The sequence below is a fragment of the Thalassotalea algicola genome (assembly GCF_012932965.1).
GTDB classification, from domain to species: domain Bacteria; phylum Pseudomonadota; class Gammaproteobacteria; order Enterobacterales; family Alteromonadaceae; genus Thalassotalea_F; species Thalassotalea_F algicola.
On sequence record NZ_JABBXH010000001.1, the window covers coordinates 385,690 to 403,136 of the forward strand.

Here is a 17,447-nt window from a genome sequence, read left to right on the forward strand (position 1 = left end):
AATGTGGAAATGGTTACACCCTTATGCAAATCCTGAAGTGTCTTATCACTTCACCGATAAAATTAAACCTTGGTTTGGTTGGGCAACTTTTTTATTGCTATCCATAGGTTTTGTTTGGGCCCTTTTATTTGCTCCTGCTGATTATCAGCAAGGTGAAAGCTTTCGTATCTTCTATATTCATGTGCCCAGTGCCATTTTGTCTGCAGGCATATACGCAGGCATGGCGACAGCCGCACTGTGTAGTTTAGTTTGGCAGTTTAAATTGGCAGACGCATCTGTTTCGGCGCTAGCACCAATTGGTGCCATTTTTACAGCAATAGCACTTGTTACCGGTGCAGCATGGGGTAAACCTATGTGGGGGACTTGGTGGGTGTGGGACGCTCGTCTTACATCTGAATTAATATTATTATTCTTATACCTTGGGGTAATTGCTTTAAACAATGCCTTTGATGACAAACAAATGGCAGGAAAAGCTGCAGGTATATTAGCGTTAGTTGGTGTAATCAATTTGCCAATAATTAAGTACTCTGTAGAGTGGTGGAACACTTTACATCAAGGCGCAACGGTATCTAAATTAGGAGCTCCAGCAATGGCAGCAGAAATGTACTGGCCATTTCTTTTCTGCTTTTTAGGCTTTATTGGTTTAGTCGGTTATGTCACCTGTATTCGTTTTCAAACCGAAGTTATATCTCGTAACAAAATGCGCCCTTGGGTTCGCGCATTGGTATGTGATAATAACCAACCTGAAGAGGCAAAATAATGCAATTTGAAAGTTTTTCAGCCTTTTTAGATATGGGCGGTTATGGTTTTTATGTATGGTTGAGCTACGGTGTTTCGTTAGCACTTCTAATCACGCTTCTTGTCGGCAGTAAAATAAGTAATCGTAACACTCGCGAGCAAATCGCTCGCCAAATTAAACGTGAACAAAAACTAAAACTTGCTGCAAAACAGCAAGCTCAGCAAGAGGTTACCAATGAATCCTAGAAGGAAAAAACGCTTAACTATAGTTGTCTCAATTTTAACTGGTTTAGCTGTTGTAGCAGGCTTAGTACTTTATGCATTAAGCCAAAATATTGATTTATTTTATAAACCTTCAGAAATTCATCATGGTAAAGAAGATACAGGCTTAAAAGCGCAAATCGGCCAGCGATTACGAGTTGGTGGCTTAGTGGTGCCAGAAAGTGTTAAGCGTGACGAAAAAAGTTTAAAAGTTTCCTTTAGGTTAGCTGATATGAAAATGCCTATCAGTTTTGACCCAAATGAGCCGATGATCACCATTAAGTATGACGGTATTTTGCCTGACTTATTTCGTGAAGGACAAGGTATTGTTGCTAATGGTAAGTTAGCTGAAGGTTTTATTATCGAAGCAAGTGAAGTACTGGCTAAGCATGACGAAAACTATATGCCTAAAGAGTTAGCAGATGATGCTGGTGAGAAACACGCTAAGCCTGAATACACAAAAGAGCAGCTAGAAAGTAAAAACTAGCTCACAGTTATCCTTAAATTAGAAGCCAGCATAACGCTGGCTTTTTTATTCATTCAAAATTAAGTAGTCAATTTTCAGCTACTATCACATGAACTATAGGTAATTACATTTAGCCTTTCAACGTTATTGAAGCCTGTCAAAAAGCGCAATGAGCCGGTACTTAATTTGCGCTGTCGTCGACAGCAGAATAAGAGCTAACATTCATAAAAGTCGAGTCACATAATTCACTTTTCAAACGGACAAAAAAAACCCTAGGCAAAACCTAGGGCGATCATTTCGATCATTTAACGCACCCGAAACTGGGAGGGGGATAATTTAATTACCAATGAGTTTTTTTATGACCACTTATTGCATAGTAAAGAATGAATATATAACTTGGGATCATTAATGCGTAAGCACCTTGAGCGCCTAGACCTGCAGCGTTTCCTACACCAATTAACAATGGCCCTAATGCACCACCGGCAATCCCCATAATAAGTAAACCTGACGCTGTACCTGTTAAACGTCCTAAACCTTTTAAAGCAAGCGGCCAAATTGCCGGCCAAACCATTGCATTTGCAAAGCCAAGTAATGCTATGCAAAGTAAAGGGTCCGGTAGCTGCGGGCCACCGAATGGCACTAATAATAATTCTGAGATGACATGCGAGTCATTACTGCCAAATACGACAGCAGCAACAGTAATAATGCCGGCAACACCTGACATAACTAAGGCGTTCTGTTGAGACATATATTTCGGAATAAGCGCAATACCTATTGCATAACCGATAAGCATGCAGCCCATAGTGTAAGAGGTCATCATAGAATAATCTGCAATGCCAATGGCTAAGGCATATGAGCCAATTGTGTCAGCTGCAATAACTTCCACCGCAACATATAACGCAATCCCTACAACGCCTAACACCAAATGAGGATGTTTCAGCGCCTCTCTAACTTCTCCTTTAGCATTAGGGTTTTCGTCTTCAAAAACTAAATCTGGTAATGGAGAAAACTTAGCAAACGCAGCAAAAACAAAAATAAGTGCTGCAATGGCAATATAAGGTGCAACTAGACTACTAGCCATCGCATCTTTTTGTTCTTGGCTAAGGGTAGCACCTTCACCAGCGACTGCAGCGACGGTAACCATAGCAAAGATAATTGGTACAACAACACCGGCAAATTTGTTTAACAACCCCATGATACACACCCGAACGGCTGCAGACTCTTCTGAGCCCATTTTTACAACATAAGGGTTAACAGCTGTTTGTAATATTGTTTGACCAACACCTATTAGCAATTGAGCAAATAAAAATACTTCAATAGCCTGAAGCTTCGCCGCAGGTATATAAAGAAGTGCCGATGCTGCCATAACCGCACAACCAATAGCCATACCGTTTTTATAGCCAACACGTTTGATGAGCATTGCTGACGGAATACCCGCAATGGTAACCGCAATATAAAATGACGAAATAATAAATGATGCTTGCAGAGGCGTAAGTTCAAGCATTTGTTGTAAAAATGGCGTTATCGCACCATTAAGCCAAGTGATACAACCCAATATAAAAAACATTGAGCCTGCTAATGCCATTGGCAATAAAGTACTTTTAGCTGGTGCCTCTACTACACTGGTTGTCATAACTTTTCCCCATTACCTGTTAGCTTATTAATATTTGTTATTATTGTTGGAATTCTTTTTTACCATCTATCCAAGTTTGCTCGACAGATAGCTCGTGATTAAGCACGACAAAATTGGCTTTTGAGCCAATAGAAAGTGTGCCCATTTCGTTAACTAAATTTGCATATTGCGCAGGATATAAGCTTGCCATTCGTATGGACTCGTCAAGAGAAACATGCATATATTGATGACAATTTTTTACTGCAGTAGCCATGTCCAAAACAGAGCCAGCTAGTTCGCCTGTTGTTGAGGTAAGTTTGCCATCAGACAAAGTGACTTCTCTATCGAAAAATTCAAATGCTTGCTCATTTGTCCCGACAGGAGGCATAGCGTCTGTGACCAAAAATAGCTTACCTTTCCCTTTTGCTTTCAAGGCAATTTGACAACTGCTGTAGTCGACATGATGACCATCAGCAATAAGTCCACATGCGGTATGTTCATTAAAAAATGCACAGCCAACAACACCTGGTTCTCTTCCTGCTAATGGTGACATTGCGTTATACAAATGAGTAAAACCGTCGGCACCGGCGATAACCGCTTTTTGTGCCGTTTCAAACTTTGCATTGGTATGCCCTAAACAAACTTTAATACCCAGTTCGACCATTTTGGCGATATCTTGAGGTAAAACATTTTCAGGTGCTAAAGTCACAATAATTTGACCGAGATCTTTTCGTTCTAGAATGTTCCATTCACGCACTGAAATAGGTCGGATATATTCGGCACTATGAGCACCTTTTTTCTCGACGGACAAATGTGGCCCTTCAAAATGAACACCGACAATACCTGGTACGCTTTCACTTATTGCTTGAGCTATAGCATCTGCCGCAGATTCCATCACTTCAACCGTATCGGTAATTAACGTTGGAAACATTGCTGTGGTACCAAATTTGATATGCGCGGCCATGATGGTTTGAATACCACTTAACGAGGGAGTTGAATTAAGTAATATTCCACCACCACCATTGACCTGCAAATCGATAAAACCTGGTGCAAGTAACCCTCGGCAATAAAGATCAGCCGCTTGACGCTCTACATGGCTATCAATTGACGAAACTATGCCGTCATTAATAGTCAATCTCGCTTGGTCTAAAAAATTCTGACCATCGAAAATGCGTTCTGCAAAAATACTGACTGTGTTTGCCATTACTATTATCTCGCCTAACTAAACGGTTTTAGTTACTTTCTTTAAGCCTTTCGGCTCATCAGGATTAAAGCCTCGAGCTACCGCTACTTTCGCCACATCTAAATAAAAGCGTTGCAACACAACAAGTGGCGCTAAGCGCGGGTGAATATCGTTATCTATTTGATTAAGGTGAACTAAATCTGCTCCCCTGCTCGACACTTCTTCAATTTGTTCATTATGTGATGCAGCACTTTCATCGTTTACAGCACAGTTTAAAATTGCCAGCCCTTGCTCGACCAACGTAACTGGCCCATGTAAAAACTCAGCACTACTAAATGCCTCAGCATGAATACTGCTAACTTCTTTAAGTTTTAATGCCATCTCTTTTGAAACCGCGTAACCTAAACCACGCCCTAGTACGACCATATTTTTCACTTTATCTAGTGAATCGGCGGTAAATTGAGTACCACTGTCGACCATATTTTGTAATACGTTAGGTAAGCGCTTAAGTGAAGAGATAAGCGATTGATTCTGTGTCCAATACGCTGTTAATTGAAGTAAAGCCGACAATGTTGAAAGGTAGCTTTTAGTCGCAGCGACTGAAATTTCTGCTCCCGCTTTAAGCGGTACGAAGTCATCAACAACCTGAGCTAAAGGCGAAGTTTCATCATTAACTAATGCCACACAATAAGCGCCTGCTTTTTTAGCCATTTCAGCTTGAGCAATGATGTCAGGACTACGACCAGATTGAGAAATTACAATCACCATCGCGCCAGACAAATTAAGCTGTTTCCCATAGACACTAGCAACAGAAGGTGCAGCCGAACTAACAGGTACTCCCGCTTCAATTTCAATAAGATATTTACCAAACACACCCGCATGATCAGAAGAACCACGACCGATAATCATCACCATTTTCGGACTTAATAAGCGAAGCTTTTCTCCAATACGCTCCATTAATGCTTGGTTAGCCGTTAACTGTTCAGCAATTACTTGAGGTGCTTGTGCTGCCTCTTTTTCCATTATCGTTTGTGTCATCATATAACCTGTTTAACTTATCTATACTGCTTGTTGGCGACCAAAAATTACTGAGCCCATTTCAGGCGGAAATTCTGGAGTCGTTAATTTGTCTTGAATATCTTGATCTAACCATGGTGTTAATAGTGGCGTTAATCCACCAATCAACGAAATACGCGGAGGGTTTTTAGCAAGTAATTTACGCGCAACACGACTGATGTAATCAGCGCCCTCTTCGATAATTGCTTGAGCAATAGCATCGTGCTTATTGGCAGCCTCAAACACTAGACCGGCCATTTTTGCATAGAATGCCGCAGGCTTAGCCGCAATTGCCTCAACCATTTCGATAGCATCTTTAGCATCGAGATGACTAAGCAAAGACTGAGTTAATATTGTTGATTCAACAAGACCATCCAGAGACAGTAGAACCTGTTTAGCTGCTTGCAGGCCAATCCAAGCACCGCTACCTTTATCGCCATGCGGAAAACCGTGGGCTCCAACAATATGAGATTGACCATCAACATAAACAAAGCCACATGAACCAGTGCCGGTTATCATTACTGCACCGTCTTCGCCACCATGAGCACCTAAACACGCGATCAATAAATCAGTTGCTAGGTACATATCTTTAAATGGATGTTGCCAATTGTTCATTTGTTCGAATAACACAGGTAAATTAACCCCCGCTAGACCAACACCTGCCGAAATTTTTTCGAGTAAGCTCACATCTATGCCAGCGTCTGTTAACGCAAGTTTTGCAGATTCTTCAATTGAGTTTGTCGCTTGCTCAAAGCCATGAAGAGGGTTACCTGGACCTGAAATACCAGTGCCAAGCACATTATTATGCTTATCGACTAAAATAGCTTTGCATTTGCTACCGCCGCCATCAATCCCTAGAAAAAGCCCTTGGCTGTCTAATTCGCCTTTAAGCATATCAACCTCGTTATACTCTCGTTGCCTATTGTTAATCTCTGTCGCTAATCGCGCTGGCAACGTATTATTTCTCTTATTAATGAAATTTATCTTAACACAAATGACAGCGTTGTCATTTGTTTTTTTAGTGATTATCAAAAAAACATCAATTTACTTGATAACCACTTGTTAATGCTAATTATTTAATTTCGTCTGTTCTATATTTTCAATCACTAATTCGCGACCATAGCGATCTAATTGGTGACTTACACTACGCACACTTACTTGCGAATCAACCTTTACTGGTCCTGTATATTTTTGCCACTCTCCTTCGAGCAATCGATACTCAATAGTAATTCCAGGGAATGCAATATTGGCATGCAATAGCCCATTAATTATCTTTGCACCAACGGTAGGTAATCGATAGTTAATGTTACCCAGCTCTAGCTTAGGTAGTTCTTTTTTACCTATCGTATGAGCAAAATCGAACCAAGCAGTATCCCGTAACTTACGCTTTTCATCAGTAAACGTATTAGTATCTTGGCTGTATTTAAAACCTTCATAATTATACGGAACAGCCCAATTGGCGCTATGCCAAGCTCGTTCAGCCAGCGCAATTAAACGTGGAAATATTTTGTATTCTGCTGTTGCCTCTGTGCGAGTATTTTCACTCCACAGCTGACCTTGTAAACCTAAAAACTTAACTCCCTTATTCATCGGAGCAGATATAATTTTGCCACTTTCATCTGTTTTCACTGTATCGTCTGCTATGTATGCGTTATCAGCTCTATCTAGCCAAAATTCAGCATGGACTGGCAAGTTATCCGGCATAAAGTTAAACATTTTCCGAGTATTTATTTGTCTTGAAGCCCAGTAATAACCGTGCTCTTTTGGATCTGCTTCATAAGGAAAATCAAAATAGGTTACATCTGGGCTAGAAACCACCATTTGCCAATTGTAGTTAGCTAACTTATGAGCTGATTGATGGCCACCCCAAGCTAATGGGTGCCAAGCATTTGCTTGAATAACCGCTGGCATATTATTTGGGTTGGTATGCTCTAACCCATCAATCCATGCTGCAGCTTCAATCCCTAAGTCAGCAAGCATATTCGACACACGCTCAACAAAATAAGCACCTAACTCTTTAGGTCCTGCTATTTGAGCATTGTGTTTTGCTAAAAATGCCTTACATGCAGGAGATTCAACCCAAGCACCTGCCGTTTCATCGGCGCCAATATGATATCGAGTGAGTGGGTGATTAACTTCTGAATGAATAGCTTTTACATCCTTCATCACTGTTTCGATAAAGTGATAAGACGACTCTAAACACACATTAATTGTATTGTCGTTATAATATTGAACAGAAGAGTAAACAGTTTTATCTTCCGGGTCGTGTAACAAAAATTTTTCTGCTTTTTCTGGCTGTTCTTTCGCCATAAATTTATTATAACGCGCCGCCATTGACTTAACCGCAGCACGAGAATGGCCTGGCATATCTAATGATGGAATCACCTGGATGTATCGACGCTTGGCTTCAACCAATATTTCTTGGTAATCGGCTACAGAATAAAAACCGTTAACACCACTATTTGAATCGGTACCGGCACCTAGTTGCGGAAGCAAACAAGTTTGCTCACTAGGGTCAAAACAGCGCTTACTGCCAATGTCAGTAAGTTCAGGTAAGCTTGGGATCTCTAATCGCCACCCTTCATCATCACCAAGGTGCAAATGAAGTTTATTCATTTTATATGCGGCCATTTGATCGAGAAGCTTCAGAATAAACGCTTTATTATGAAAGTTACGTGAGACATCAACTAAGATCCCTCTAAACGCATAGTGCGGTTCATCATTAACCTCCACTAACGGTAAATGATTACTACCTATTGTTTTTAAGCCCGCAAGTGATTGTAAGCCATTAAATACACCATTAGCATCGACACCAACAACACTAATTCCTTCGCTCGCCACCTGTAATTGATAGCTACCAATTTTTGCATCTTCATCGGGTGTTATACGTAAATTAAGCGGCACCCCTTTAGGATTTAGCACTACACCTAGGCTAGCTAAACGTTGAATTGCTGCATCTACGTCAGTAAGAGCAACGTTGTGCCAATTAAGCGCTAAGCCTTGTGTGATATCCAAAGTGCCTGCTTGTGACGTAAGTTGCATTGGTGTTGGAATAATGACATTTTCAATATCAGCTCGGTGTTTAGTAACCGCTTGGTTTCGTTCAAATAAACGCTCTGTAGTTAGCCACTGTGTTTTGTCTGAATGGGTTCGCTTAAACTGTTTCACTTCGTCGGTATATGGCGATACATATGGCAAAACTTCAAGACCTGTATCTGGGTTGATAACCGTTTTGGTCGACTCAATAACTTTCGCGGTTAGATTATCAGCAGCGACGATATAGTTTGGCAATGCATCCGTTTCTGAAAGCGACCAAAAATTCGCTCTAAACAATAAGGTTTTAGTTTCACCTTTTTCAAAACCTGCGAAATCATCTTTAAGTGAAATTCGGTGTAAATCGCCATTAATATGCTTAACACTAAAGGAATCACTTTCATAAGATTGAATGGGTGATATCTGGCTAAAATAGATTGACCAATCTTTACTTTTTATTTCAGTATTTGCCGTTAGCGACAATAAAACTTCAAAACAAGCTCCGTCGGCTTTTTCTTTATCACATTTGTCGGTAGGTATATTCGTCACTAACTGATAGTTTACCTTTAGCGATTGAGCAATTTGGTCCAAGCTTGATTGTGTAATCATAGGCAATGCTTGGCTCGTCTGGTGTTGAGCTTGCGTTTCATTTGACTCGCCAGCTTGTTGAGCTTGCTCACAACCGCTTAATATTAGCGCGCTAATCACAGCAGTCGTTACTATCAGTCTTTTCATTGTATACTCAATATTACTTATGGTTTGTCTATAAGATACTCATTTTGACAGCGCTGTCAAAAATAAATTACTATCAATTGGCATAATTTGAGATAACTGGCTGACATGGCAACAGATAAAAATATAAATTTACGGCTAAATAGCATCGATAAACAGATGACATTTGATCACGCCATCGCGCTATGCCATCAGTTAATCAGTTCACGTTCAACTCATACATTCGATGTACTGCAGCAATTAATAACACACAAAGAAATCACTCGTCAGCAGCGCGAAACAGCGTATCAACTAACGTTTAACTATCTTTTAAAACAAACTGATTACTTAAAATTAAGCGCTATCGCTGAACAGGCATTAGTGGTATTTCCGCAATGGCCTGTAGCCTTTTATGCGATGGCGATTGCATACCGTTTTATGAGAATGGCAGACAAAGCCTTACCTGCGCTCGAAAAAGCAGTTAAATTAATGCCCGCTCAGCTTGCATGGAGAAGAACTCTTGGTACCTTATATAAAGAATTTGGCCGAAAAGAAGACGCCTTAGCTGCATTTAATTATTGTATAGCGCAAAATCAACAAGACTTTGAAAGCTATTGGTTAAGAAGTGATTATCAGCCGAGCTTAAACGAACCAGAAACAGCCCTATTAACTCAATTTTTTGAAGCGGTAACAAACCACACTACCCAAATAAACCGACCAGAAAAATCTAATTTACAGCTTTTGACTTATGCAGCATTCACATTATTTCGTCATTATAATAGTCACCAAAACTATAAGTTAGCGTTTGACTACCTAACTAAAGGCAACCAAGCACTATCAACTATCACCCAGTGCAATATAAGCGCTGATATAAAAGAACATGGCACCATAAAGGATCTTTTTTCTTCTGAATATCTCGCAAAAACAAGCATGCAATCAGGGTCTTCGACGCTAGGTGAAAAAGCCATTTTTATCTGTGGCTTACCTCGCTCAGGCACAACATTAGTAGAGCAGATTATTGCCAGTCATCCGCAAGTTAACGCTGGTGATGAATTGCTATATTTAGCTCAAGCTAGTCAAGCAATACTTCAAAATCACAACCTTCAATCACCGTTTCCTAACTGGGTAAAACAGCTAAACAATAAGCATTGGCATGAGATTGGTGAGCACTATTTACAAGCATGCCAGCCACTTGCTAATGGCAACTATTTAACCGATAAAATGCCACTTAATTACAAAGCCATTGGTATTATTCACCAAGCATTACCTAAAGCAAAAATCATCTACGTTAGACGAAACAAAGAAGATGTCATCTGGGGGTGTTATAAGCAAATTCTTGGTCAAGGAAATAGCTTCGCTAACAGTCTTTCTGATCTTGAACAATTCTATAGCGCCCATAGCCAATTAATGGATCATTGGCTTAAACATTTAAAAGACAAAGTGCTTGTTGTTGACTATGAGAATCTGGTTTCGACACCCGAAGTAGTCACGCAATCTATATGTGAATTTTTATCGTTAGATTATCAACAAAGCATGTTGGAATTTTATAAGAAGCAAGAGCCAGTGCATACAGTTAGTAGCACTCAAGTTAGAAAACCTATAACACAAAAACACTTAAACGATTGGCAACACTACAAAAGCTTTTTAAACTTTTAAACGCGTTGTAGTCCAAATTGCTTAATCTTTTCTATCAACTCGCGATGCTTAGGTAGTCGAGTTAAGGCCTGTTCTGTATTATTAGCAATCCAACGGTGCAACTCTTCAATTTGCGCAGCCTGGACAACTTTACCCCTCACTAAAGAGCTCGCTGTCGGGTATTCCATACCATAGAGCACGTAAAGGTAATTTTCTAAGTTAAATATTTCAAAGCCACTGAAGAAGTCATACTTACTTGGCGGCTGAAACTTCCACCGTGCTAATCGTTCCTGCAAGGAGTCTGGAATTGAGCTCAACTCACGATTATCTAGCCAAAACTGACTATCATCACGTTTTGAAATACAGTAATGTAACTTAATAAAATCAATTACTTTCTCCCAACTTTCAGACATACGTTGGTTAAATAGCTTCGCTATCAATGGAATTTCTGTAGTGGTGGTTGGAAACTGCTCTGCCAACATTTTAGCCGTCGCATCAAACACTAATAAACCAGTAGCCTCTAATGGCTCAACAAAGCCTTGTGATAAACCAAGCGCGACACAGTTGTTATGCCAAAACTTTTCGCGATAGCCAATATTCATTTTGATCACGCGGCTACCAATCGACTCAGCCTGTTTACCAATATAAGTTCTTAGCGCATGCTCTGCTTGTTCATGACTCGTATGATTTGATGAATAGACATGCCCTACGCCTTTACGAGTCTGTAAGCCGATATCCCAAATCCAACCCGACTGCTGCGCTGTTGAAATAGTATGACTGGCAATTGCTTGATCTTCAGATTGATACGGCACTTGCATAACAACCGCATGATCAGCAAATAGCACATCAGACTTATCAATAAAAGGTACGTTAAGTACGTCACCGATTAATTTTGCAGAAAAGCCTGTGCAATCGATAAACAAATCAGCCGATAACTCTCCATTGCGATCAGTGACTACCGAGGCTATATCACCATTCTCATGTTGCTTAACCTCAACAACATTTGCCAATATGTGATTAACACCAAAGCGCTCCACGGCATTTTTAGTTAATAAGGCAGAAAACTTACCTGCATCAAGATGATAAGCATATGCACTTTGACCTTGATATTCTGGCGAAGTAATAAGTTTTGGTGCTAAGCCTGCGTCACAGACTTTTCCTTGCCATGCAATGGTGTCTACGTAACTACGACCTTGATTGTTGTCTAACCAAAATGGTGTTAAATCTACCGGTTCAATTTGTGGATAATCAAAAATATGATGATAGTAATGAGGGTTATTCGCTATCGGATTATGCAACCAATCAACAAACTTTATACCTTGCTTAAAGGTAACGTCACACTCGCGAATAAATTCTGTTTCTGAAATCCCAAGCGCTTTTAACGATTGGCGCATTAGCGGTACAGTGCCTTCACCAACACCAATAGTAGGAATATCTGGCGATTCAATTAAAGTGACTTTGACGCCATCAGGCGAACTGGGCGCTAGATTTTTACCTAGATGATTAGCCGCCAGCCAGCCAGCTGTACCGCCACCGACAATAATCACCTGCTTAATTGGGGTGTGCGTTGCCATTTGTTAGTGGTTTCTCCACATATCGGCAATCTCACTTAACGACATATCATGCAAACTTTGTATAAACGCTTCATGACTTAAGGTATTTTGTACTGTTTGTGTCGCTTTTCGCCCTAACTTTTCAAACAAGTCTTTGCTGTGTTCTTCATCGACCTGCATATTCAAATTTGGATAGTGCTGCATACCGTATAAGATAAAACGGTAGTTTTCATCAGTAAACGTAGTCGAATAGCCGCCGGCCAAGTCAAAATATTCACAGACTTTATGCTGCCAAACAGTTAAGTTTCGTTTTAGCTCTGGACAGAAATCAACCGAACGCTGGGCTTGTTGCCAAAATTCCGTATCATCTCGATTTGTTAAGCAATAATGTAATACGATAAATTGTTTTAAGTCTTGGTAAGCACCATTCATTAAGCGATTGTATGAATCGCGTACTTCTTGCGGAATTTGATTGCTTGAAAGGTGAGTAGCCAACAAACGTACACCAATATTAATAATGTGCAGCCCTGTTGATTCCAATGGTTCAATAAAACCGCCTGAAAGCCCTATAGCAACACAATTGCCCACCCAAAACTCTTTGCGACACCCAACATTCATATCTAAATGAACAGTTTTTAAAATAGTGGCATTTTCACCATTATGGGCAATTAGCGCAGCTTCTGCCTGCTCTTTTGAGATTCGGTTACCATCATAGACATAACCTGTACCACGGCGATTAACCAAATCTATTTGCCATGCCCAACCATTATCGAGCGCAGTCGCTGTTGTATACGGATTTGGTACTTGATCATCGTCGTAGGCAATTTGCATTGCCACCGCTTTATTGCACGGTAAAGCGTCTTCAAATGACTGCCAATTATCAGATTTCACTTGATTAATTAACAAGCCCCTAAAGCCAGTACTATCAAGATAGATATCGGCTTGGTGAACACCATGCTCAGTGACTATCGACTCGATATTCTCGCCGTTGACATTCACTTGGCTAACTGTTCCTTCAATATGCTTAACCCCTGCTTCCGTTGCTTTTTTTCTTAAGTAACGTGACATTAGCGTTGCATCAAGGTGGTAACCATAGGGAACAGCACCTTCGTAAGGACGAGCATTGGCCATTTTTGGGCTATGCCCTTTTTCAATTAGGTGTGCTGAAAGCGAGGCTCCTTGATCAAAACGCTCAATTTCACCTCTACCACTCAATAGCCATCGAGAGGCGATATCAAGTCCAGGGCCTATTTGTACGTGTTCAAAAGGATGAAAATATTGATGCATTTTGCCATCGACAGGCTTCATCCAATTGTTAAACATAATTCCGGCTTTAAGCGTAGCATTAGTTTCTTTTAGCAGCTCCGCCTCATCTAAGCCCATCGCAGCAAAAAAGAAGCGAATACTATGAACTGTGGCCTCTCCAACACCGATTATGCCAATGTCTTTACTTTCAATTACCGTAATATCAACCGTATGCTTTTCTTGGTTATATAAACGATTCAAGTACAAAGCACTCATCCAGCCAGATGAGCCGCCACCGACAACGATAATCGAAGAAACTGGGCCACTGTTCATACGCTTGTTACCTATATTTTATTAAGCCTTAGTGCTTTTTAAACGCGCTAGATTACTAAGCTGTTGAATCGAGAAGAAATGCGCATAAATAGGCGATAAAAAGCCACGCTTTCTTAACGTTAAAAAGTCTTCATCTGAAAGTGCATTTAGCTTACTTTCGTTAATCAAGTAAACACCACTTAACTGACGCTTTTGGCCATTAATTTCTAAGTTAAGCGTTTGTTCTACCAACAGGTCTTTTTCTGTTAAGAAGTTTACGAATGACTTAGTGACATGAGTATGTTCAAAATATTTTCCTAACGCTTCTTTACGTGATGCCAAATACTTAGACTCTTCGCCACTTTCGGTGAATAACGCTTCACCCTCTGTACCATTAAGTACTTCATCAGTTTCGATAAGAATAAGTTGTAGTTGCTCTGGATCTTCTTTACTTGGCATTAGTGCAAATGGGTGATGCATTACAACAGCAGGAACATAGCTACCACGCCATGTTTCACCATGGAAGACGTTTTCGCCTGTTTCAAAACCCATAATTGCCACTGGTGTAAATTCACCTGTTTCGGCGTTTTTAACAAAAACTACCGGCATTTCAGCCGCAGCACTAGCAAATTCGTGAACAATTAGCGGAACGATTTGTTCATTTTCAACATGAGGAAAGTGACGAGAAGGTTTAATTTTGACTTTGCCATGGTCTACAAAGTTTAACGGTCTAGCTGGTGCAGACATAAAGGAATCCTTAATAATTATTTTTTACGAGAGAATTATACTGTTGGGGTTATATCAAAATGTTTATAGAAAGTAACCCACAAGCCAAGTATTTAATGTGGTTATACCGCAAACAACAATTAACAACTAAGTAATTTTTTCTAGATTTACAAAACGTTGAACAAAAAGGGGAGCTAAACTCCCCTTTTCTTTTTTAGCTAAAGTTATTAGAACTTAAAGCTAACACCTGCATTGATGCGCGTTGCCACAGCATATTGGTATACAGGGAAGCCATCAGCAAAACCTGAGTAGTGAGTGTACTGTTGGTTATTACCGTACTGTTTAGACTCTTCACCCGTCATATTTACAACGTCAACTTTAAACGTAATGTTTTCGTTAAAGTTATACACAGCACTTAGGTCAAGTGAACCAAAGTCATCATGTAAACGATTACCATAGGCCCCTGATTCACGAAGCATGTACTCACTTCGCCAGTTGTATGATAAACGCACATAGAAGTCGTCAGTTTCGTAGTAACCAGTTAGGTTATACGTGTGATCCGATGCATCTGTTAAAAACGGATTTTGATCGCTAAATGCTAAATCATCTGTTTCAGTATCTGTATAGGTGTAGTTCACCATAGTACCGAAGCCATTGCCGAAATCTTGTTGGTATTGGAATTCAAAACCTAAGATATCCGCATCTTCTGCATTTTCTTTAGTTTGAGTAGTCCAACCAAATGCCGCTTCTTCCGGTGGTAATTGTAGCGGGATTTCTGATGCAGGTACGTTTTGCGTTTCGATAACTTTAACGAAGTTATCTACTTTCTTAGCAAATACTGCACCTGAAATTAGTGAGTTCTCATTGAAGTACCACTCTAAGCCAATATCAAATTGATCCGCTTTGTAGGGTTCTAATGCTACATTACCTGCCACCCAAATTTGGTTATTTGGTGTATCATCGTTAACGCCTAATGGGCTTGGGTTAACATACATATCGTTATATTGAGGACGTGCAATTGTACGCGCTGCACTTAAGCGTAAAATTAGGTCTTCTTCTAAGTTATATGCAAAGTTAACACTTGGTAATACTTCACTGTAGTCCGCTTTTGTAGATGATTTTACGCCATCGACATAATAAATAGACTCTGCATCAGTTTGAATGTAGCGAACACCAAAGTTACCTCGGTAGTTTTCGCCTTCATACTTAGCCATTACATAAGCAGCAGTGTTGTCTTCTTGAATTTCAGAATAAGCACCTAAATCTTCTGTTTTACCAGTGATGCTGTTTTTCGCCCACTTCTTAAGTTCAGCAACATCAAACTTCATAATTTCTAGGTTATCAAGACCCACATCATATGAACCTTGCGCTAAACCAGAAGTCGAAATCACGTTATTAAAGCCATCAGCTTGATTGAACTCAAATTTGCGGCTAGTTGTATTATGATCTGCGTAACGGAAGCCTGTTTTAACTGCGGTAATAATGCCCCAATCTTCAACTTGGAACTCCACATCAGCCTGGAAGTAAGTTTCTTCATCTGTTTTAGGTGTCGCATTAAAGTTTGCACCTGTACCCATTGCTAATGAACCTGGGTCATAAGTCGCAATGTCAAAACCATTGGTATCCCACTTCTGAGTACCGCCAGTAAAGTCATAAGTACCACCTGGAATCGGTGTACCGCCGGTACCGTCATCAACAACCATTTCGAAGTCAGTACCACCGTCAGATTCAGTAGTACCTACTTGAACTTCTAACGTGAATGCTTCACCTTCATAAGTAGTTTTTAAGTCAATTAAATCTGAATTCATTGTCGCTTCACGAGGACGTGCCTGATAGTACGCAACATTTAATGGACCTTTAACTGGAGTACCAACTTGACCTGGCTCGCTGCCTGGTGCAATAAACTCATCAGTTTGACCGCCACCCCATGTAGTATCAGCTTGTGTTAACCATAATGCGAAGTTAGTGTTATCTGCTTCCATTTCCATATCCATCGCATTTAATACGAAAGATAAGTTTTCTGTTGGCGCCCACTCTAATGCAACAGTAAAGGCATTACGTTTACGGTTTTGTTCAAAACCAACAGGTCCTGCACCCCATTGCCAGAACGCTTCGTTACCTTGACGTTGCAGGTGACGTTCTTGTGCAACTGCTGAAACTAGGAAACCAAACGTTTCTTCATCATTTTTCCAGCTGTACATACCAGAGAATTGTGGATCTGTTTCTTCAGAATCATCAGAGTATTGTGCTTCAATTGAAGCATATGCAGTGTTTGAATCGAGTTTTAGAGGCGTGCGGGTATTTACAACAACTGTACCACCAATGCCACCTTCAGAAATATCTGCTTGAGATGATTTGTAAACTTCTAAACCACCTACTAATTCTGAAGGTAATAACTCATAGTTAAATGAACGCTTAGCAGGTTCTAAAACGAACCAACCTGTAGAAGCAACATTTTGACCATTCAATGTCGTTTTAGTTAAGTTTTGACCTGCACCACGAATTGATACTGAAGAACCTTCGCCAAATTGGCGCTGAATGGTAATACCTGGTACACGCTGCAATGACTCTGCAACGTTTTTGTCAGGGAATTTGCCGATGTCTTCTGCGTTGATTACATCAACAACAGCATCAGAAAAACGTTTAGCATTGAGGTTAGCTTTTAAGCTACCGCGAATACCACGAACCTCAATAACTTCTATTTTATCGTCTTGGTTTGCAGCTGCTTCTTCAGCAGCAAATGCAACAGAGGCTGGCACACCAGCCAAGGCTACAGCAATGCTAGTTGCTAATGCGCCTTTTTTAAATGTTAAAGTTGACATCGACTTTTCCCTTACACACGTTTTATTTAATATTTTCATTATGTTAGCTTGCTTGCGAATGACAGCGTTGTCTTTTTTGGTTATGACAACGCTG

General features: G+C 40.3%; 13 protein-coding genes. 4 read left to right on the forward strand and 9 right to left on the reverse strand.

The window, feature by feature from the left end:
• Position 1 precedes the first annotated feature (1 nt).
• The 3 genes from HII17_RS01735 to ccmE are packed head-to-tail and all read left to right on the forward strand — an operon-like array spanning position 2 to position 1,486.
• A complete protein-coding gene (locus HII17_RS01735) occupies positions 2-760 on the forward strand; it encodes a heme ABC transporter permease (RefSeq protein WP_169073594.1) in 759 nt (252 codons plus the stop codon).
• On the forward strand, positions 760-984 hold the full coding sequence (gene ccmD, locus HII17_RS01740) for a heme exporter protein CcmD (protein WP_169073595.1): 225 nt from the start codon (positions 760-762) through the stop codon (positions 982-984). Before HII17_RS01735 ends, ccmD begins: the two co-directional genes overlap by 1 nt.
• Positions 974-1,486 (forward strand): cytochrome c maturation protein CcmE, encoded by a 513-nt coding sequence (gene ccmE / locus HII17_RS01745; RefSeq protein ID WP_169073596.1) that lies wholly within the window; start codon positions 974-976, stop codon positions 1,484-1,486. The genes ccmD and ccmE overlap by 11 nt, the downstream gene beginning before the upstream one ends.
• 319 nt (positions 1,487-1,805) lie before the next feature.
• On the opposite strand, the gene nagP is transcribed toward ccmE, so the two are convergent.
• The 5 genes from nagP to HII17_RS01770 all read right to left on the reverse strand — a co-directional run bounded on the left by nagP (position 1,806) and on the right by HII17_RS01770 (position 9,084).
• Positions 1,806-3,098: an N-acetylglucosamine MFS transporter NagP gene (gene nagP / locus HII17_RS01750; protein WP_169073597.1), complete on the reverse strand. Its 1,293-nt coding sequence runs from the start codon at positions 3,096-3,098 to the stop codon at positions 1,806-1,808.
• Positions 3,099-3,138: 40 nt separating this feature from the next.
• Entirely contained in the window at positions 3,139-4,281 is a 1,143-nt protein-coding gene (gene nagA / locus HII17_RS01755; RefSeq protein WP_169073598.1) for an N-acetylglucosamine-6-phosphate deacetylase, read from the reverse strand.
• A gap of 18 nt (positions 4,282-4,299) precedes the next feature.
• A complete protein-coding gene (gene nagB-II, locus HII17_RS01760) occupies positions 4,300-5,298 on the reverse strand; it encodes a glucosamine-6-phosphate deaminase NagB-II (protein WP_169074137.1) in 999 nt (332 codons plus the stop codon).
• Positions 5,299-5,319: 21 nt separating this feature from the next.
• Positions 5,320-6,210, reverse strand: coding sequence for an N-acetylglucosamine kinase (nagK, locus tag HII17_RS01765; protein WP_169074138.1), 891 nt, complete (start codon positions 6,208-6,210; stop codon positions 5,320-5,322).
• Between the two features lie 174 nt (positions 6,211-6,384).
• The gene (locus tag HII17_RS01770; protein ID WP_169073599.1) at positions 6,385-9,084 is read right to left on the reverse strand and encodes a family 20 glycosylhydrolase; all 2,700 of its coding nucleotides are present in this window, start codon (positions 9,082-9,084) and stop codon (positions 6,385-6,387) included.
• A gap of 105 nt (positions 9,085-9,189) precedes the next feature.
• Between HII17_RS01770 and HII17_RS01775 the strand changes: the two genes are divergently transcribed.
• On the forward strand, positions 9,190-10,716 hold the full coding sequence (locus HII17_RS01775; protein ID WP_169073600.1) for a tetratricopeptide repeat-containing sulfotransferase family protein: 1,527 nt from the start codon (positions 9,190-9,192) through the stop codon (positions 10,714-10,716).
• Here the strand turns inward: HII17_RS01775 and HII17_RS01780 are convergent.
• The 4 genes from HII17_RS01780 to HII17_RS01795 form a co-directional block, all read right to left on the reverse strand.
• On the reverse strand, positions 10,713-12,269 hold the full coding sequence (locus HII17_RS01780) for a tryptophan halogenase family protein (RefSeq protein WP_169073601.1): 1,557 nt from the start codon (positions 12,267-12,269) through the stop codon (positions 10,713-10,715). The genes HII17_RS01775 and HII17_RS01780 overlap by 4 nt on opposite strands.
• 3 nt (positions 12,270-12,272) lie before the next feature.
• Positions 12,273-13,826, reverse strand: coding sequence for a tryptophan halogenase family protein (locus HII17_RS01785; RefSeq protein ID WP_169073602.1), 1,554 nt, complete (start codon positions 13,824-13,826; stop codon positions 12,273-12,275).
• Positions 13,827-13,847: 21 nt separating this feature from the next.
• Positions 13,848-14,552, reverse strand: a complete 705-nt coding sequence (locus tag HII17_RS01790; protein ID WP_169073603.1) for a SapC family protein — start codon at positions 14,550-14,552, stop codon at positions 13,848-13,850.
• 206 nt (positions 14,553-14,758) lie between these two features.
• Positions 14,759-17,353, reverse strand: a complete 2,595-nt coding sequence (locus HII17_RS01795) for a TonB-dependent receptor (RefSeq protein WP_169073604.1) — start codon at positions 17,351-17,353, stop codon at positions 14,759-14,761.
• Positions 17,354-17,447: the final 94 nt, after the last annotated feature.

What these genes read in the sequence shown, in the direction of transcription:
- HII17_RS01735 (WP_169073594.1), top strand. Translation starts at nt 2, where the DNA reads ATGTGGAAATGGTTACACCCTTATGCAAATCCTGAAGTGTCTTATCAC.
- ccmD (WP_169073595.1), top strand. Translation starts at nt 760, where the DNA reads ATGCAATTTGAAAGTTTTTCAGCCTTTTTAGATATGGGCGGTTATGGT.
- ccmE (WP_169073596.1), top strand. Translation starts at nt 974, where the DNA reads ATGAATCCTAGAAGGAAAAAACGCTTAACTATAGTTGTCTCAATTTTA.
- nagP (WP_169073597.1), bottom strand. Translation starts at nt 3,098, where the DNA reads ATGACAACCAGTGTAGTAGAGGCACCAGCTAAAAGTACTTTATTGCCA.
- nagA (WP_169073598.1), bottom strand. Translation starts at nt 4,281, where the DNA reads ATGGCAAACACAGTCAGTATTTTTGCAGAACGCATTTTCGATGGTCAG.
- nagB-II (WP_169074137.1), bottom strand. Translation starts at nt 5,298, where the DNA reads ATGACACAAACGATAATGGAAAAAGAGGCAGCACAAGCACCTCAAGTA.
- nagK (WP_169074138.1), bottom strand. Translation starts at nt 6,210, where the DNA reads ATGCTTAAAGGCGAATTAGACAGCCAAGGGCTTTTTCTAGGGATTGAT.
- HII17_RS01770 (WP_169073599.1), bottom strand. Translation starts at nt 9,084, where the DNA reads ATGAAAAGACTGATAGTAACGACTGCTGTGATTAGCGCGCTAATATTA.
- HII17_RS01775 (WP_169073600.1), top strand. Translation starts at nt 9,190, where the DNA reads ATGGCAACAGATAAAAATATAAATTTACGGCTAAATAGCATCGATAAA.
- HII17_RS01780 (WP_169073601.1), bottom strand. Translation starts at nt 12,269, where the DNA reads ATGGCAACGCACACCCCAATTAAGCAGGTGATTATTGTCGGTGGCGGT.
- HII17_RS01785 (WP_169073602.1), bottom strand. Translation starts at nt 13,826, where the DNA reads ATGAACAGTGGCCCAGTTTCTTCGATTATCGTTGTCGGTGGCGGCTCA.
- HII17_RS01790 (WP_169073603.1), bottom strand. Translation starts at nt 14,552, where the DNA reads ATGTCTGCACCAGCTAGACCGTTAAACTTTGTAGACCATGGCAAAGTC.
- HII17_RS01795 (WP_169073604.1), bottom strand. Translation starts at nt 17,353, where the DNA reads ATGTCAACTTTAACATTTAAAAAAGGCGCATTAGCAACTAGCATTGCT.